Raw genomic sequence first — 17537 nt, forward strand, 5'->3', positions numbered from 1 at the left:
TTGTAAAATAAATGAACAAATTTAAGTCCCACTTCAGGTTCAATAAACAGGAACGAAGTGGGATTTTTTATTTGCTGCTCGTTATAGTCTTTCTTCAATTGACCTATGTAGCTCTTGACTATTTACCTGTAGGGGAAAAGGAGCCAAGTTTTATCAAAAACAAGGAATGGCAATCTCAAATTGATAGTCTTCAAAACCTGGACTCAAAAGAAGAATCTAAAATGTATCCTTTTAACCCTAACTATATAACCGATTATAAAGGATATACACTGGGGATGTCCAACGCAGAAATAGACCGGCTTCATGATTTTAGGTCCAAAGGCAAGTTTGTCAATTCAGTTTTGGAATTTAAAAAGGTGACCCAAATTTCTGATTCCTTATTAAACATTATTTCTCCGTATTTTAAGTTTCCGGATTGGGTAAAAACAGAAAACAATAGTACTTCTAAAAAGGTTGGTGTTTCAAAGGAAGAAAATCAAGGGGCTTCTGAGGTACTAAGGGATTTAAATAAAGCTACAGCCCAGGATTTGCGCATAGTGAATGGAATAGGAGAAAAGCTTTCAGCAAGAATAATTAAGTTTAGGGACCGTTTAGGTGGCTTTTTGGTAGATGAACAATTATATGATGTTTATTATTTAGAACCAGAAGTTGCGGCCAGGGTATTAGAGCGATTTAGGGTGTTGGATAAGCCAGTGGTAAATAAAATCAACATTAACGCATCCACAGCAGAAGAACTTTCCAAATTGGTATATATAAGATATAATGTCGCGGAAGCTATAGTGCGGCATAGGATGGAGAACGGCAACATTAAATCCTTTGATGAATTAAAGCATATTGATGGTTTTCCATCGGATAAGATAGATAGAATAGCTTTATATTTGTCCTTATAAAAAAATGAGCTATGCATGGTATGTGCTTCACTGAAGAACATCAATTATTTAGAGAAAGCCTTAAAGATTTTTTAAAGAAAGAAGTAGTCCCACATATAGAAAAGTGGGAAGAAACGGGTCAAATAGAATCCTTTATTTGGAGAAAATTTGGCGAAATGGGTTATTTTGGGCTTGCCACTCCCGAGGAGTATGGAGGTTTAGGATTGGACCTTTTTTATACCATCATTTTTGTTGAAGAACTTCAAAAAATTAATTCCGGAGGATTTGCCGCCGCCATGTGGGCTCATGCGTATCTGGCCATGACCCATCTTAACAAGAATGCCAGTCACCAGCAAAAACAGCAATATTTGGAACCTAGTGTTTTGGGTGAGAAAATCGGTTGTTTAGGAGTCACCGAACCTTTTGGGGGTAGTGATGTGGCAGGTATAAGGACCACTGCGGAGAAAAAAGGGGGCAATTATGTTATTAATGGCTCCAAAACCTTTATTACTAATGGTGTTTATGGGGATTATATTGTCTTAGCCGCAAAAACGGACCCCAAGGCAGGAAACAAAGGAATTAGTTTATTCATAGTAGACCTGGGAAGTAAGGGGGTTTCTGCTAATAAATTGAACAAATTGGGATGGAGGGCCTCAGATACCGGAGAACTTGCTTTTGATAATGTAGAAGTACCTGCAGCAAATATCATTGGGGAAGAAGGTATGGGTTTTGGCTTCATCATGGAAGCTTTTGCCTTGGAACGATTGATTATGGGCGTCAATGCACATGCAAGAGCAGAATATGCATTGGAATACGCTTTGCAATATATGGATGAAAGAGAGACTTTTGGCAAACCCATTAGCCAATATCAGGCCTTGAGGCATAGGTTGGTAGACCTCTATGCAGACATGGAACTTTGTAAAAGTTACAATTACGGCGTAACATATAAATTGGATAAAGGTGAATATGTGGTTAAAGAAGCCACTATCTCTAAGCTAAAATCTACAAAAATGGCAGACGAGGTCATTTATAACTGCCTACAATTTTTAGGGGGGTACGGTTATATTGAAGATTATCCAATGGCCCGTTTAGTTCGAGACAGTAGGTTGGGGCCCATAGGAGGGGGGACCTCCGAGATATTAAAAGAGATTCTTTCTAAAATAATAATTGATAAGAAAGAATATAAAGCACCTAAAAAATAGCTTTGAGGAAGCTGATCGTAAAAGCTTCAAAATTTAAATGAAATTATTTGTTAGGGTTTGTAAATTAGTTATATATTTGCAACCTTAATTTTAAAGAAAGGAGGTTGTAGCCAATGTTAATTATACCAGTAAAAGAAGGAGAAAACATCGATAGGGCTTTAAAGCGTTTCAAGAGAAAATTCGATAAAACGGGAACGATGAGAAGATTGCGTAAGCGTCAGCAGTTCACAAAACCCTCCGTTGAGCGTAGAGCTCAAATTCAAAAAGCACAATACATTCAGAGCTTAAGGGACAAAGAGGAAATCTAAAATCCCTAAAAACGGTGTACAAATATAATTATCAAATCCCATCCTTGTGATGGGATTTTTTATTTCTGGCTTTTCTGTAATTTTTTCTTCCTTTTTCACGTTTAAGATGTACCATTAAATCTTTATAATTTAGCTTACATGGAGCTAAAAGCCTTTTCCAATTATCTAGCACTTGAAAAAAAGTATTCTGCACATACTGTAAAGGCGTATATTAAAGATGTTGAAGAATTCTCAATCTTTTGTAAAAACGAGCTTGACGAGCAGAATATTAACACAGTTTCTTACCCTGTGATAAGGAGTTGGGTGGTATGTTTGGTGGAGAACGGTGTTTCCAACAGGTCTATTAATAGAAAAACAGCTTCTCTAAAGGCCTATTATAAATTTTTGCAAGGTGTAGGGCTTAATGATTCTAATCCCTTGCTAAAACATAGGGCGTTGAAAACCTCTAAAAAAGTTCAAATTCCTTTTTCTGAATCTGAAATGGATTCCTTGTTGTCCAATATACAATACCCAGATACTTTTGAAGGAACCAGAGATCGATTAATGATTCAATTAATGTACGAAACCGGCATGAGGCGTGCAGAGTTGATTCATATGAAACTTTCCGGTGTCGATTTAAATAATGGACTAGTCAAAGTGCTGGGAAAAAGGAATAAAGAACGTATAATTCCCTTGCTTCCAGATACCTGTGAATTAATGAGGGTATATCTTGACCAGCGTAGGCAAATGCCTGAAACGGAAGATTCAAATTATGTAATGGTGTTAAAATCGGGTTATAAATTATATGAAACCCTTGTTTATAGAACAATAAATAGGTACCTTAGTAAGGTGTCGCTTAAAGTAAAAAAGAGTCCTCATATCTTGAGACACACCTTCGCTACCCACTTACTAAATAAAGGTGCGGATATGAATTCAGTGAAGGAATTACTTGGGCATTCAAGCTTGGCCTCTACCCAGGTTTATACGCACAATAGTATTGCCGAGTTAAAAAAGGTGCATGCCAAGGCTCATCCCAGAGGAAAGAAATGAGGATACGCTTACATTGTTTAACCTAAAAATTACGACCTATGAAGGTAAATGTGCAATCAGTAAATTTCAATGCCGACAGAAAATTGATAGATTTTCTACAAAATCGGATGGACAAGTTGGAAACTTTTTATGACAAGGTCATAAGTTCTGATGTTTACTTAAAAGTACAGAACACAAGTGCAAAGGAAAACAAGATTGTTGAGATAATGCTCAATGTGCCAGGCGATAAGTTCATGGTAAAGAAACAATGTAAAACTTTTGAAGAGGCCATAGATTCTGCCCGTGGATCTCTTGAAAGGAAATTAATCAAGCGAAAAGAAAAACTTCGTGTGCATGCATGATGAAAATTTTTTCGATTTTGTTTTGAATAAATAAAAATATCTCTACATTTGCAGTCCGTTAGAAATAGCGGACTTTTTTATGCCTCAAAAGAGGTGTGGAAATGGGCAAAAAGCCGATGTAGCTCAGCTGGCTAGAGCAGCTGATTTGTAATCAGCAGGTCGTGGGTTCGAGTCCCTCCATCGGCTCTGAAATACTGGAAAAAATAAGGCGGGGAGATACTCAAGCGGCCAACGAGGGCAGACTGTAAATCTGCTGACTATGTCTTCGCAGGTTCGAATCCTGCTCTCCCCACTAAAAATCGGAAATTAAATTCCGTAGATTGACTGAAAATCGTTACTTTTGCGGTCAATTTTTTTGAAATATTGAAAAGTAAGTAACGCGGGAGTAGCTCAGTTGGTAGAGCGTCAGCCTTCCAAGCTGAATGTCGCCGGTTCGAACCCGGTCTCCCGCTCTAAATTGGCAGTCGTGCCAATTCTGCGAAGGCAGGCATCTCTTCCTTTTTATTTAGGGATGAAGATACTAAACACTTTACGCCGACGTAGCTCAGGGGTAGAGCGTTTCCTTGGTAAGGAAGAGGTCACGGGTTCAATTCCCGTCGTTGGCTCAATTAAGGCATTATTTGTACACTAATATATAAACTAAGATTAAAATTCATTTAAAATGGCAAAGGAAACTTTTGATCGTTCCAAACCGCACTTAAATATAGGTACTATTGGACACGTTGACCACGGTAAAACAACTTTGACCGCTGCTATTACTACTGTATTGGCAAATGCCGGTCTTTCTGAGCTAAGAAGCTTTGATTCTATTGATAACGCTCCTGAAGAGAAGGAAAGGGGTATTACTATCAATACTTCACACGTTGAGTACCAAACTGCCAATCGTCACTACGCTCACGTTGACTGTCCTGGTCACGCGGATTACGTAAAGAACATGGTTACTGGTGCCGCTCAGATGGATGGAGCTATCTTGGTTGTTGCTGCTACAGATGGTCCAATGCCACAGACTCGTGAGCACATCCTTTTAGGTCGTCAGGTAGGTATTCCTAGAATCGTTGTTTTCTTGAACAAGGTTGATATGGTTGACGATGAGGAGCTTTTGGAATTGGTGGAAATGGAAGTGAGAGAATTGCTTTCTTTCTATGAGTACGATGGTGACAATGGTCCTGTAATCTCTGGTTCAGCTTTGGGCGCACTTAATGGTGAACAAAAATGGGTTGATACGGTAATGAGCCTTATGGAGGCTGTTGATGAGTGGATCGAGTTGCCACAGAGAGATGTTGATAAGGATTTCTTGATGCCTGTTGAAGATGTATTCACTATTACTGGTCGTGGTACTGTTGCTACCGGTCGTATTGAAACAGGTGTTGCAAATACTGGTGATGCGGTTGATATTATTGGTATGGGTGCTGAGAAATTAGCTTCTACTATCACTGGTGTTGAGATGTTCCGTAAGATTTTGGATAGAGGTGAAGCGGGTGATAACGTTGGTATCCTTTTGAGAGGTATTGAAAAGTCCGATATCAAAAGAGGTATGGTTATCTGTAAGCCAGGTTCTGTTAAGCCACACGCTAAATTTGAGGCAGAGGTTTATATCTTGAAGAAAGAAGAAGGTGGTCGTCACACTCCATTCCATAATAACTATCGTCCTCAGTTTTATGTAAGAACTACGGATGTTACTGGTAACATTAGTCTTCCTGATGGTGTTGAAATGGTAATGCCAGGTGATAACTTGACAATTACTGTAGATTTGATTCAGCCAATCGCATTGAGCGTAGGTCTACGTTTCGCTATCCGTGAGGGTGGTAGAACTGTAGGTGCTGGACAGGTTACCAAAATTCTAGATTAATATCTTATAGATAAAGTCATAAAATTGTTCTTAAGGGTGTCCTTCTTTTGTTGGGCACCTTTAAGTGCAATTATATACGGGTGTAGCTCAGTTGGTAGAGCACTGGTCTCCAAAACCAGGTGTCGGGAGTTCGAGTCTCTCCTCCCGTGCCAAATATAATAGCATGTTGACATATATTAAGGAATCGATAGAAGAGTTGCGTAATAATGTTACGTGGCCTACAAGAGCAGAGGCTTCCAATCTTATGGTTGTGGTAGCTGTTTTTTCTGTTTTATTTGCTTTGGCAACTTGGGGTGTCGATACGGTCTTCAGTAAATTGGTGCAATTGTATTTCAACAACGTCTTAAACTAGTCAAGGGCAATGTCAGAAGTATTGGAAAAGAAATGGTATGTGGTGCGCGCGGTCAGTGGCCAAGAGAATAAAATCAAAGGTTATATTGAGTCCGAGGTAGAGCGTCATGGCTTTTCTGATTATTTGGAGGACGTTTTGGTGCCTACCGAAAAGGTAGTACAGATTCGAAATGGTAAGAAAATAAACAAAGAAAGAGTTTATTTTCCGGGTTATATAATGATAAAGGCCAATTTGGGTGGAGAAATGATTCACATCATTCGTTCCATTACCAACGTTATTGGCTTTTTGGGGGAAACAAAAGGTGGAGACCCTGTTCCTTTAAGGAAAGCAGAAGTTAATCGTATGTTAGGCAAGGCGGATGAGCTTGCGGTAAATACGGATACAGTAGCTATTCCTTTCGTTCATGGTGAAACGGTAAAGGTGATCGATGGTCCTTTTAACGGTTTCAATGGAACGGTTGAGAAAATCAATGAGGAAAAACGCAAGCTGGAGGTAATGGTTAAAATTTTCGGTAGAAAGACACCGTTGGAGCTCAGCTATATGCAAGTAGAGAAAATATAAGTAAGTGTTACATATTTAAGTTGTGTTGCTTCCAAAATAATACAACTTCAATTTAATTTAATACAATGGCAAAAGAAGTAGGTAAAGTAGTTAAGCTACAAGTTAGGGGAGGTGCTGCGAATCCATCGCCACCGGTTGGACCCGCCTTAGGTGCTGCCGGTGTTAACATCATGGAGTTCTGTAAGCAGTTTAATGCTAGAACTCAGGACAAACAAGGTAAGGTATTGCCTGTTGTTATCACCGTGTATAAAGACAAGTCGTTCGACTTTGTTGTAAAGACACCTCCGGCGGCCGTTCAATTGATGGAAGCAGCTAAGATTAAAAAAGGATCTGGCGAACCTAACAGAGTAAAATCAGGTAATGTTACTTGGGATCAAGTAAAGGCTATCGCTGAAGACAAAATGGCGGATTTAAATGCCTTTACCATAGAGTCTGCCATGAGTATGGTGGCCGGTACCGCAAGGTCTATGGGTCTTAAAGTAGCTGGTAAAAGACCTTTTTAAAATCTTATAAAGCAATTTAAATGGCAAAGTTGACAAAAAAACAAAAAGAGGCCAGAGCTAAAATTGATAGTGATAAATTATACTCTATCAACGATGGGGCCGCTTTGGTAAAAGAAATTACCAATGTTAAGTTTGATGCATCTGTTGATTTAGCGGTTCGTTTAGGCGTGGACCCTAGAAAAGCCAATCAAATGGTTCGTGGTGTTGTGACACTTCCTCATGGTACTGGTAAAGATGTGAAGGTTCTTGCATTGGTTACTCCAGATAAAGAGGCAGAGGCTAAAGAGGCCGGTGCTGATTTTGTTGGTTTGGACGAATATTTGGATAAAATTAAAGGCGGTTGGACAGATGTTGATGTTATCATCACCATGCCAAGCGTTATGGGTAAATTAGGTCCCTTAGGTAGGATTTTAGGTCCTAGGGGGTTAATGCCAAATCCAAAGACCGGTACGGTAACTATGGATGTTGCCAAGGCAGTATCAGATGTGAAGGCTGGTAAAATCGATTTTAAAGTGGATAAGACAGGTATTGTTCATGCAGCAATTGGTAAGGTGTCTTTTTCCGCTGATAAAATTGCAGAGAATGCCAAGGAACTTATTGAAACTTTGGTAAAAATGAAGCCAGCTGCGGCAAAAGGTGTTTACATGAAATCTATTTTTATGTCCAGCACTATGAGCCCTAGTGTTCAATTAGATCCAAAGACAGTTTAACAGAACTGGGTAGTTCAAAATTTACAGTATGACAAGAGAAGAAAAAGCAATCGTAATACAGGATTTGACTTCGCAGTTGGCCGAAAGCCCAAGTATTTACTTGGCCGATATTTCGGGATTGAACGCTACACAGACTTCTGATTTAAGAAGAGCTGCTTTTAAAGCGAACATTAAGCTTGCGGTAGTTAAGAATACTTTGCTTGCAAAAGCAATGGAAGCTTCCGATAAGGAGTTTGGAGAACTTCCTGAAGTGTTGAAAGGTAACACTTCGTTGATGTTTTCCGAAGTAGGGAACGCACCTGCAAAACTTATCAAAAACTTCAGAAAAAAGTCTGATAAGCCTTTGTTGAAGGGTGCTTTCGTTGAAGAAGCAATTTATATAGGTGATAATAACCTTGATGCTCTTGTTAGCATCAAGTCTAAGGAAGAAATGGTTGCAGAAGTTATCGCACTATTGCAATCGCCTGCTAAAAATGTTATTTCCGGTCTTAAGTCCGGTGGTGGCAAATTGGCCGGTATCCTTAAAACATTATCAGAAAAATAAGTACGCACTAAACTAAGTATATTTTAAAAATTTTTATTAAACGATAGAAAAATGGCAGATTTAAAAGATTTCGCAGAACAGTTGGTTAACTTGACCGTAAAAGAGGTAAACGAGTTGGCTGATATATTAAAAGAAGAGTATGGTATCGAGCCTGCTGCTGCTGCAGTAGCTGTGGCTGGTGCTGCTGCTGGTGGAGACGCTGGTGAGGCTGCTGAAGAAAAGTCTGAGTTTGATGTAATCCTTAAAGCTCCAGGTGGTTCTAAACTAGCTGTTGTTAAGTTGGTTAAAGAATTGACCGGTCTTGGATTGAAAGACGCAAAAGACATTGTTGATAGTGCACCTAAAGCTGTAAAAGAAGGTGTTGCTAAAGACGAGGCTGAAGGTATCAAAAAATCTTTGGAAGAAGCAGGAGCAGAAGTTGAGCTTAAATAATAGCGGCAACTATAGCACCTTGTTTAGGTCTTTTTTCGTCTCCGGACGGAACTGGACCTAAACTTGTTTTTATATTCAATACGTATGTGAAGCCACATACGACCCCATGTACAGCTTACGCATTTTAGAGTATTCACGTTCAAAACACTGTCCATAGATGTTTACACAACAGACTGAGAGAATTAACTTTGCATCCTCTAAGAATACACCGGATTATCCGGATTTCTTGGATATTCAGATTAAGTCTTTTCAAGATTTCTTTCAACTTGAGACCAAATCTGACGAAAGGGGTGATGAAGGTTTGTACAACACCTTCCAAGAAAATTTCCCAATTACGGACACCAGAAATCAGTTCGTACTAGAATTTTTAGATTATTTTATTGACCCGCCTAGATATTCCATTCAAGAATGTATAGAGCGTGGGTTAACTTACAGTGTACCATTAAAGGCCCGTCTTAAATTGTATTGTACCGATCCTGAGCATGAGGATTTTGAGACAATAGTACAAGATGTGTATTTAGGTACCATACCCTACATGACCCCCAGTGGAACTTTCGTAATCAATGGGGCGGAAAGAGTTGTTGTTTCGCAGTTACACCGTTCTCCAGGTGTTTTCTTTGGGCAATCTTTTCACGCAAACGGAACCAAGTTATATTCTGCCAGAGTCATTCCTTTTAAAGGTTCTTGGATAGAGTTTGCAACAGATATCAATAGCGTTATGTACGCTTATATTGATAGAAAGAAAAAATTACCGGTAACAACCTTGTTCAGGGCTATTGGTTTTGAGAGGGATAAGGATATTTTGGAGATTTTTGACCTTTCAGAAGAGGTTAAGGTGTCTAAAGCCGGACTTAAAAAAGTATTGGGTCGTAAATTGGCGGCTAGGGTTTTGAATACTTGGCATGAGGATTTCGTTGATGAGGATACCGGTGAGGTGGTTTCCATCGAACGAAATGAAATCATTTTGGATCGTGATACGGTACTTGAAAAAGACCATATTGATGAGATTATTGATGCCGATGTAAAAACTATTCTTTTACATAAAGAGAACAATAGCCAATCTGATTATGCCATTATTCACAACACCCTTCAGAAGGATCCAACCAATTCTGAAAAAGAAGCTGTTGAGCATATCTATCGTCAATTGAGAAATGCTGAACCGCCAGATGAGGAAACGGCTAGGGGTATTATTGATAAATTGTTCTTTTCCGATCAACGCTACAACTTAGGTGAGGTTGGTCGTTATAGAATGAACAAAAAATTAGGTCTTGATATAGGAATGGACAAGCAAGTCTTGACCAAAGAGGATATCATTACCATTATTAAATATTTGATCGAGCTTATTAACTCAAAAGCGGAGATTGATGATATCGATCACTTGTCTAACCGTCGTGTTAGAACGGTAGGTGAACAATTGTCATCTCAATTTGGTGTTGGTTTGGCTCGTATGGCACGTACCATTCGTGAGCGTATGAACGTTCGGGATAACGAGGTGTTTACTCCAATTGATTTGATCAACGCAAAGACCTTGTCTTCTGTTATCAACTCATTCTTTGGTACCAACCAGTTGTCTCAGTTCATGGACCAAACGAATCCCTTGGCGGAGATTACGCACAAGCGTAGATTATCTGCATTGGGTCCTGGTGGACTTTCAAGGGAAAGAGCTGGATTTGAGGTACGCGACGTTCACTATACACATTACGGTAGACTTTGTCCAATCGAAACTCCTGAAGGTCCAAACATTGGTTTGATATCTTCCCTTTCTGTATTCTCTAAAGTTAACCCTATGGGCTTTTTGGAGACTCCTTACCGCAAGGTGGAGAATGGAAAAGTTGATGTTGCGGAATATACCTATTTAAGTGCTGAAGAAGAGGAAGGAATGAAGATTGCCCAGGCAAACATTCCATTAAAAGAAGATGGCACTATTGATACGGAAAAAGTAATTGCAAGGGAAGAGGGAGATTTCCCGGTAGTGGATCCAATAGAAGTTAATTATACGGATGTTGCCCCTAACCAAATTGCATCTATATCTGCATCCTTAATTCCTTTCTTGGAACATGATGATGCAAACCGTGCATTGATGGGATCGAACATGATGCGCCAGGCTGTACCGTTGTTAAGACCAGATTCACCAATTGTGGGTACGGGTCTGGAACGTCAGGTGGCTTCAGATTCTAGAGTATTGGTAAATGCTGAGGGAGATGGTACTGTAGAGTACGTTGATGCAAAGAAGATTACCGTAAAATATGATAGAACGGATGATGAGCGTCTCATTAGTTTTGATGAAGACTCAAAGACCTACGAGTTGGTTAAATTTAGAAAGACCAACCAAGGTACGAGCATTAACCTAAAACCGATTGTAAGAAGAGGTGATAGGGTTAAAAAAGGTCAAGTTCTTTGTGAAGGTTATGCAACTGAAAAAGGAGAATTGGCCCTTGGTCGTAACCTTACCGTAGCGTTCATGCCATGGAAAGGATACAACTTTGAGGATGCCATCGTAATCTCTGAGAAAGTAGTAAGAGAGGATATCTTTACCTCTATTCACGTAGATGAGTATTCTTTAGAGGTAAGGGATACCAAACTGGGAGCAGAAGAGCTTACCCATGATATTCCTAACGTTTCAGAAGAGGCCACTAAGGACTTGGATGAAAACGGTATGATTAGAATTGGTGCCGAAGTTAAGCCTGGGGACATCTTAATTGGTAAGATTACACCGAAGGGTGAATCTGATCCAACCCCTGAAGAAAAATTACTTAGAGCCATTTTTGGTGATAAGGCAGGTGATGTTAAAGATGCTTCTTTAAAGGCTTCTCCTTCATTACGAGGTGTGGTTATCGATAAAAAACTGTTCTCTCGTTCCGTTAAGGACAAGCGTAAACGTTCTGAGGATAAAGAAGAGCTGAACAAGCTTGAGCTTGAATATGAAGTAAAATTCCAGGAGCTTAAGGATATTTTGATCGAGAAATTGTTCACTTTGGTGAATGGTAAAACTTCTCAAGGTGTATTGAACGATTTGGGAGAGGAAGTTCTGCCAAAAGGGAAGAAGTATACTTTGAAGATGTTGAATGCTGTTGATGATTTTGCCCACTTGGTAGGCGGAAGCTGGACAACGGATAAGGATACCAATACTTCTGTTGCAGATTTGCTACACAATTATAAGATCAAGTTGAACGACCTTCAAGGTAACCTAAGAAGGGACAAGTTTACTATCTCCGTTGGTGATGAGCTTCCTGCTGGAATTATGAAATTGGCTAAAGTCTATATCGCTAAAAAACGTAAGTTAAAAGTTGGTGATAAAATGGCCGGTCGTCATGGTAACAAGGGTATTGTTTCCCGTATTGTACGTCAAGAGGATATGCCTTTCCTAGAGGATGGTACTCCTGTAGACATCGTATTGAATCCATTGGGTGTACCTTCCCGTATGAACATTGGTCAGATTTACGAGACCGTTCTAGGTTGGGCAGGTTTAAAATTGGGCAAAAAGTTCGCTACTCCAATTTTTGACGGGGCTTCATTGGATGAAATCAATAAGTATACGGATGAGGCAGGTATTCCAAGATTTGGGCATACCTACTTATTTGATGGAGGTACTGGACAGCGTTTTGACCAAGCAGCAACGGTTGGTGTAATCTACATGTTGAAATTAGGTCACATGGTAGATGATAAAATGCACGCCCGTTCCATTGGACCATACTCACTTATTACGCAGCAACCTCTTGGTGGTAAAGCACAATTTGGTGGTCAAAGATTTGGTGAGATGGAAGTTTGGGCCTTGGAAGCGTATGGTGCTTCGGCCACGTTACGTGAAATTTTGACGGTTAAGTCAGATGACGTTATCGGTAGGGCCAAGACCTATGAATCCATTGTTAAGGGTGAAACCATGCCAGAACCCGGTTTACCGGAATCTTTCAATGTATTAATGCACGAACTTAAAGGTTTGGGCTTGGATATACGTTTGGAAGAATAGATTTAACATACATTATAATACAGTAGCATAGTACATTATGGCTAGAATTAAAGATAATAATCCAGTAAAAAGGTTTGATAAGATTTCCATTGGATTAGCTTCTCCAGAAGCTATCCTGGCCGAGTCTCGCGGGGAGGTCCTTAAACCTGAAACTATTAACTACCGTACCCATAAACCGGAACGTGACGGGCTTTTTTGTGAGCGTATCTTTGGACCTGTTAAGGATTATGAGTGTGCTTGTGGTAAATACAAGAGAATTCGCTACCGCGGTATCGTATGTGACCGTTGTGGTGTAGAGGTTACGGAAAAGAAAGTACGTAGAGATAGAGTAGGGCACATTAACTTGGTAGTTCCTGTAGCTCACATTTGGTACTTCCGTTCCTTGCCTAACAAAATTGGTTATTTGTTAGGTCTTCCATCCAAGAAATTGGATATGATCATCTACTATGAGCGTTATGTGGTTATTCAACCAGGTATTGCCAAAGGTCCCGAAGGTGAAGAAATCAAGAAAATGGATTTCTTGACCGAGGAAGAGTATTTGACCATTATGGAGTCTATTCCGGTAGAGAATCAATATTTGGAAGAGTCCGACCCAAATAAGTTTATCGCTAAAATGGGTGCGGAATGTCTTATCGACCTTTTGGCAAGAATTGACTTAAAAGAACTTTCTTATGAGTTGCGTCACAAGGCCAATACTGAAACTTCCAAGCAGAGAAAAACAGAAGCCTTAAAAAGACTTCAGGTTGTTGAGGCCTTGCGTGAATCTCAGGACAATCGTGAGAACAATCCGGAATGGATGATCATGAAGGTAATTCCGGTAATTCCACCAGAATTGCGTCCTTTGGTACCACTGGATGGCGGTCGTTTTGCAACATCGGATTTAAATGATCTTTATAGAAGGGTTATTATCCGTAACAACCGTTTAAAGAGATTGGTGGAAATAAAGGCTCCTGAGGTTATCTTGAGGAATGAGAAACGTATGCTTCAAGAAGCGGTAGATTCTCTTTTCGATAACACAAGAAAAGCTTCGGCCGTTAAAACCGAATCTAACAGACCTTTAAAATCACTTTCAGATTCATTAAAAGGTAAGCAAGGACGTTTCCGTCAAAACCTTCTAGGTAAACGTGTGGATTATTCGGCACGTTCGGTAATCGTCGTTGGTCCAGAAATGAACCTGTATGAATGTGGTCTTCCAAAAGACATGGCCGCAGAGCTGTACAAGCCTTTCGTTATTAGAAAATTGATTGAAAGGGGTATTGTTAAGACCGTTAAGTCTGCCAAGAAAATAATAGATAAAAAAGAGCCTGTAGTTTGGGATATTTTGGAAAACGTATTGAAAGGGCACCCTGTTCTTTTGAACCGTGCTCCTACATTGCACCGTTTGGGTATTCAAGCATTCCAACCTAAACTTATTGAAGGTAAGGCTATTCGTCTTCACCCGTTGGCTTGTACCGCATTTAACGCGGATTTTGATGGTGACCAGATGGCGGTTCACCTTCCATTAGGCCCAGAGGCTATTTTGGAGGCTCAATTGTTAATGTTGGCTTCACAAAATATATTGAACCCGGCAAATGGTTCACCAATTACAGTACCTTCTCAGGATATGGTGCTAGGTCTTTACTATATGACCAAAGAGCGCAAGTCCACTCCAGAGGTTCCGGTAAAAGGGGAAGGTTTAACTTTCTATTCTTCGGAAGAGGTAGAGATTGCCTTCAACGAGGGTAAAGTTGATTTGAATGCCGGTATCAAAGTTCGAGCAAAAGACTTCAATGAAGAGGGCGAGTTGGTATATCAAATTATCCCAACAACGGTAGGTCGTGTATTGTTCAACAAAAACGTACCGGAACAAGCAGGTTACATCAACCAAGTTTTGAACAAAAAGGCGCTAAGAAATATCATTGGAGATATCTTGGCGGTTACTAGCGTTCCAGCTACCGCGGAGTTCTTGGATAAAATCAAAACAATGGGGTATGAGTTCGCCTTTAAAGGTGGATTGTCCTTCAGTTTGGGTGATATTATTATTCCTGCTGAAAAATTGGATATGATTGCTGGTGCCAATGATCAAGTTGATGGTATTATGGCCAACTATAACATGGGTCTTATCACCAACAATGAGCGTTACAACCAGGTAATTGATGTTTGGACTTCTACCAATGCCATGTTAACGGAACTGGCAATGAAGCGAATTAGAGAGGATCAGCAAGGATTCAACTCTGTATACATGATGTTGGATTCCGGTGCAAGGGGTTCTAAAGAGCAGATTCGACAGTTGACCGGTATGCGTGGTTTGATGGCCAAGCCTAAGAAATCTACCGCAGGTGGAGGTGAAATTATTGAAAACCCGATTCTTTCTAACTTTAAGGAAGGTTTATCAATTCTTGAATACTTTATCTCTACCCACGGTGCACGTAAAGGTCTTGCGGATACCGCATTGAAAACGGCGGATGCTGGTTATCTAACCCGTCGTTTGGTGGACGTTTCCCAAGATGTTATCATCAATATTGAAGATTGTGGTACCCTTCGTGGAATTGAGGTAGAGGCCTTGAAGAAAAATGAAGAGGTAGTAGAATCCCTCGGGGAACGCATTCTTGGTAGGGTTTCGCTTCATGATGTTTTTGACCCACTTACGGAAGAACTTCTTTTAAGTGCTGGCCAGGAAATTATGGAGTCAGACATAAAGAAAATCAATAATTCGCCAATCGAGAAAGTTGAAGTGCGTTCTGCACTTACTTGTGAAGCGCCAAAAGGTATTTGTAGCAAATGTTATGGAAGAAACCTTTCTACCAACAAAATGGTACAGAGAGGTGAAGCTGTAGGAGTTGTTGCGGCCCAATCCATTGGTGAGCCTGGTACACAGCTTACGTTACGTACCTTCCACGTGGGTGGTATTGCCGGTAACATTTCTGAGGATAATAAGTTGGTTGCCAAATTTAACGGTAAGGCAGAAATTGAAGATTTGCGTACAGTAACCGGAACAGACGCAGAGGGTAACCCAAGTGAAATTGTTATTTCCCGTACTACAGAAATCAAAATAGTTGATGGTAAGACAGGAATTAACTTGAGTACCAACAATATTCCTTATGGTTCACAGCTGATGGTAAAGGATGGTGCTGAAGTCAAAAAAGGAGATGTAATCTGTACGTGGGATCCATACAACGGTGTAATTGTTTCTGAGTTTCCAGGTAAGATTGCTTATGAGAATATTGAGCAAGGGGTTACATACCAAGTTGAAATAGATGAGCAAACAGGTTTCCAGGAAAAAGTTATTTCTGAATCTAGGAACAAAAAGTTGATTCCAACTTTATTGATTCAGAATGACAAAGGAGAAACGCTACGTTCTTATAACCTTCCTGTTGGTTCCCACCTTATGGTAGACAACGGTGAGGATATCAAAGAGGGTAAAATCTTAGTGAAGATACCTCGTAAATCTGCCAAGGCGGGTGATATTACCGGTGGTCTTCCAAGGGTAACCGAGCTTTTTGAAGCACGTAACCCTTCTAACCCTGCTGTAGTTTCAGCCATTGATGGGGTAGTTTCTTTTGGAAAAATCAAAAGAGGTAACCGTGAAATTATCATTGAGTCCAAACTTGGGGAAATCAAGAAGTACTTGGTAAAGCTATCTAATCAGATTCTAGTTCAGGAAAATGATTACGTTCGTGCAGGTATGCCATTGTCCGATGGTTCCATTACGCCAGAGGATATCTTGGCAATTAAAGGCCCATCAGCAGTACAGCAATACTTGGTAAATGAAGTACAGGAAGTTTACCGTTTACAGGGAGTGAAAATTAACGATAAGCATTTTGAAGTTGTTGTAAGACAGATGATGCGTAAAGTTAGGATTCAAGACCCAGGAGATACTATCTTCCTTGAAAACCAGTTGGTTCATAAGGATGATTTCATCCGAGAGAACGATGAGATTTACGGCAAGAAAGTTGTTGTAGATAAAGGTGATTCCGATAATCTAAAAGAAGGTCAGATTATTACGGCGCGTGAGCTACGTGATGAGAATTCCGTCTTGAGAAGATCGGATAAAAACTTGGTTCAGGCAAATGATGCGGTTGCGGCTACGGCTACTCCAATACTTCAAGGTATTACAAGAGCTTCGCTTCAAACCAAATCGTTTATCTCTGCGGCATCCTTCCAAGAAACGACTAAAGTATTGAACGAGGCTGCGGTAAGCGGTAAGATTGATACCTTAGAAGGTCTTAAGGAGAATGTTATTGTAGGTCATAAGATTCCTGCCGGTACCGGTATGCGTGATTACGATAATATCATTGTAGGTTCCAAAGAGGAGTACGATGAAATCATGGCCCGTAAGGAAGCCCTGAAATTCTAATAATAAATAGATAAGCCCTCAATAATTTTATTGGGGGTTTCTTTTTTAGATATGAGCGATAAAGAGCAGAAACAAAAGCAACTCAATATTGAATTAGATGAAAAAATAGCGGAGGGAACCTATTCCAATTTGGCTATCATCAACCATTCAGTATCTGAATTTGTGGTAGATTTTATTAGCGTTATGCCAGGGGCTCCAAAGGCTAAAGTTAAAAGTAGAATCGTTTTAACGCCCCAACATGCAAAGAAATTTTTAAAGGCCTTAAATGATAATGTGGCTCGTTTTGAGAAGGCACACGGTACCATTAAGGATTATGAGCAACCTCCCATCCCAATCAATTTTGGGCCAACGGGAGAGGCATAAACCAAAAAGCCGCAATATCTGTATTGCGGCTTTTTTGTTTTGTATGTCCCGTCCTGAAATAAGTTGACACAAATTCGACTTATTTATGAAGGATTCAGAGAAATCAAGGAAGAAGCGCAGCCAACGCGATTACAATCTGGGCTTTAAACTCAGTGTTGTCCAGCAGGTCGA

Annotated in this window: 15 protein-coding genes and 5 tRNA genes; all 20 read left to right on the forward strand. The window is 40.0% G+C overall.

The window, feature by feature from the left end; translation table 11 throughout:
* The first annotated feature begins 11 nt into the window (after positions 1–11).
* Entirely contained in the window at positions 12–890 is an 879-nt protein-coding gene (locus IL355_RS17435) for a ComEA family DNA-binding protein (RefSeq protein ID WP_192463380.1), read from the forward strand.
* A gap of 11 nt (positions 891–901) precedes the next feature.
* Positions 902–2071: an acyl-CoA dehydrogenase family protein gene (locus IL355_RS17440; protein WP_192463381.1), complete on the forward strand. Its 1170-nt coding sequence runs from the start codon at positions 902–904 to the stop codon at positions 2069–2071.
* A gap of 113 nt (positions 2072–2184) precedes the next feature.
* Complete coding sequence (gene rpsU / locus IL355_RS17445; RefSeq protein WP_072994512.1) at positions 2185–2379, forward strand: 30S ribosomal protein S21; 195 nt, start codon at positions 2185–2187, stop codon at positions 2377–2379.
* A gap of 138 nt (positions 2380–2517) precedes the next feature.
* Positions 2518–3408: a tyrosine-type recombinase/integrase gene (locus IL355_RS17450; protein ID WP_192463382.1), complete on the forward strand. Its 891-nt coding sequence runs from the start codon at positions 2518–2520 to the stop codon at positions 3406–3408.
* A 38-nt stretch (positions 3409–3446) separates the two neighbouring features.
* Positions 3447–3749 (forward strand): ribosome hibernation-promoting factor, HPF/YfiA family, encoded by a 303-nt coding sequence (gene hpf / locus IL355_RS17455; RefSeq protein WP_192463383.1) that lies wholly within the window; start codon positions 3447–3449, stop codon positions 3747–3749.
* Positions 3750–3861: 112 nt separating this feature from the next.
* A tRNA-Thr gene (locus IL355_RS17460) sits at positions 3862–3935 on the forward strand.
* Positions 3936–3959: 24 nt separating this feature from the next.
* Positions 3960–4041 (forward strand) — tRNA-Tyr (locus tag IL355_RS17465).
* 87 nt (positions 4042–4128) lie between these two features.
* Positions 4129–4201: transfer RNA gene (locus tag IL355_RS17470), tRNA-Gly, on the forward strand.
* 81 nt (positions 4202–4282) lie between these two features.
* Positions 4283–4354: transfer RNA gene (locus IL355_RS17475), tRNA-Thr, on the forward strand.
* Between the two features lie 56 nt (positions 4355–4410).
* A complete protein-coding gene (tuf, locus tag IL355_RS17480; protein ID WP_187458495.1) occupies positions 4411–5598 on the forward strand; it encodes an elongation factor Tu in 1188 nt (395 codons plus the stop codon).
* 76 nt (positions 5599–5674) lie between these two features.
* Positions 5675–5750: transfer RNA gene (locus IL355_RS17485), tRNA-Trp, on the forward strand.
* Positions 5751–5761: 11 nt separating this feature from the next.
* Complete coding sequence (secE, locus tag IL355_RS17490) at positions 5762–5950, forward strand: preprotein translocase subunit SecE (RefSeq protein ID WP_187458496.1); 189 nt, start codon at positions 5762–5764, stop codon at positions 5948–5950.
* A 9-nt stretch (positions 5951–5959) separates the two neighbouring features.
* The gene (gene nusG / locus IL355_RS17495) at positions 5960–6511 is read left to right on the forward strand and encodes a transcription termination/antitermination protein NusG (protein ID WP_187458497.1); all 552 of its coding nucleotides are present in this window, start codon (positions 5960–5962) and stop codon (positions 6509–6511) included.
* Positions 6512–6576: 65 nt separating this feature from the next.
* A complete protein-coding gene (gene rplK / locus IL355_RS17500; RefSeq protein ID WP_072994518.1) occupies positions 6577–7014 on the forward strand; it encodes a 50S ribosomal protein L11 in 438 nt (145 codons plus the stop codon).
* 20 nt (positions 7015–7034) lie between these two features.
* Positions 7035–7724 (forward strand): 50S ribosomal protein L1, encoded by a 690-nt coding sequence (rplA, locus tag IL355_RS17505; protein ID WP_187458498.1) that lies wholly within the window; start codon positions 7035–7037, stop codon positions 7722–7724.
* 28 nt (positions 7725–7752) lie between these two features.
* On the forward strand, positions 7753–8268 hold the full coding sequence (rplJ, locus tag IL355_RS17510) for a 50S ribosomal protein L10 (protein WP_192463384.1): 516 nt from the start codon (positions 7753–7755) through the stop codon (positions 8266–8268).
* A 51-nt stretch (positions 8269–8319) separates the two neighbouring features.
* The gene (gene rplL, locus IL355_RS17515) at positions 8320–8700 is read left to right on the forward strand and encodes a 50S ribosomal protein L7/L12 (RefSeq protein WP_192463385.1); all 381 of its coding nucleotides are present in this window, start codon (positions 8320–8322) and stop codon (positions 8698–8700) included.
* Positions 8701–8857: 157 nt separating this feature from the next.
* Positions 8858–12667: a DNA-directed RNA polymerase subunit beta gene (rpoB, locus tag IL355_RS17520; protein ID WP_192463386.1), complete on the forward strand. Its 3810-nt coding sequence runs from the start codon at positions 8858–8860 to the stop codon at positions 12665–12667.
* A 37-nt stretch (positions 12668–12704) separates the two neighbouring features.
* A complete protein-coding gene (gene rpoC / locus IL355_RS17525; RefSeq protein WP_192463387.1) occupies positions 12705–17003 on the forward strand; it encodes a DNA-directed RNA polymerase subunit beta' in 4299 nt (1432 codons plus the stop codon).
* Between the two features lie 51 nt (positions 17004–17054).
* Entirely contained in the window at positions 17055–17366 is a 312-nt protein-coding gene (locus IL355_RS17530) for a DUF3467 domain-containing protein (RefSeq protein ID WP_192463388.1), read from the forward strand.
* Positions 17367–17537: the final 171 nt, after the last annotated feature.

The organism is Euzebyella saccharophila, assembly GCF_014855495.1.
Classification (GTDB): Bacteria; Bacteroidota; Bacteroidia; order Flavobacteriales; family Flavobacteriaceae; genus Euzebyella; species Euzebyella saccharophila.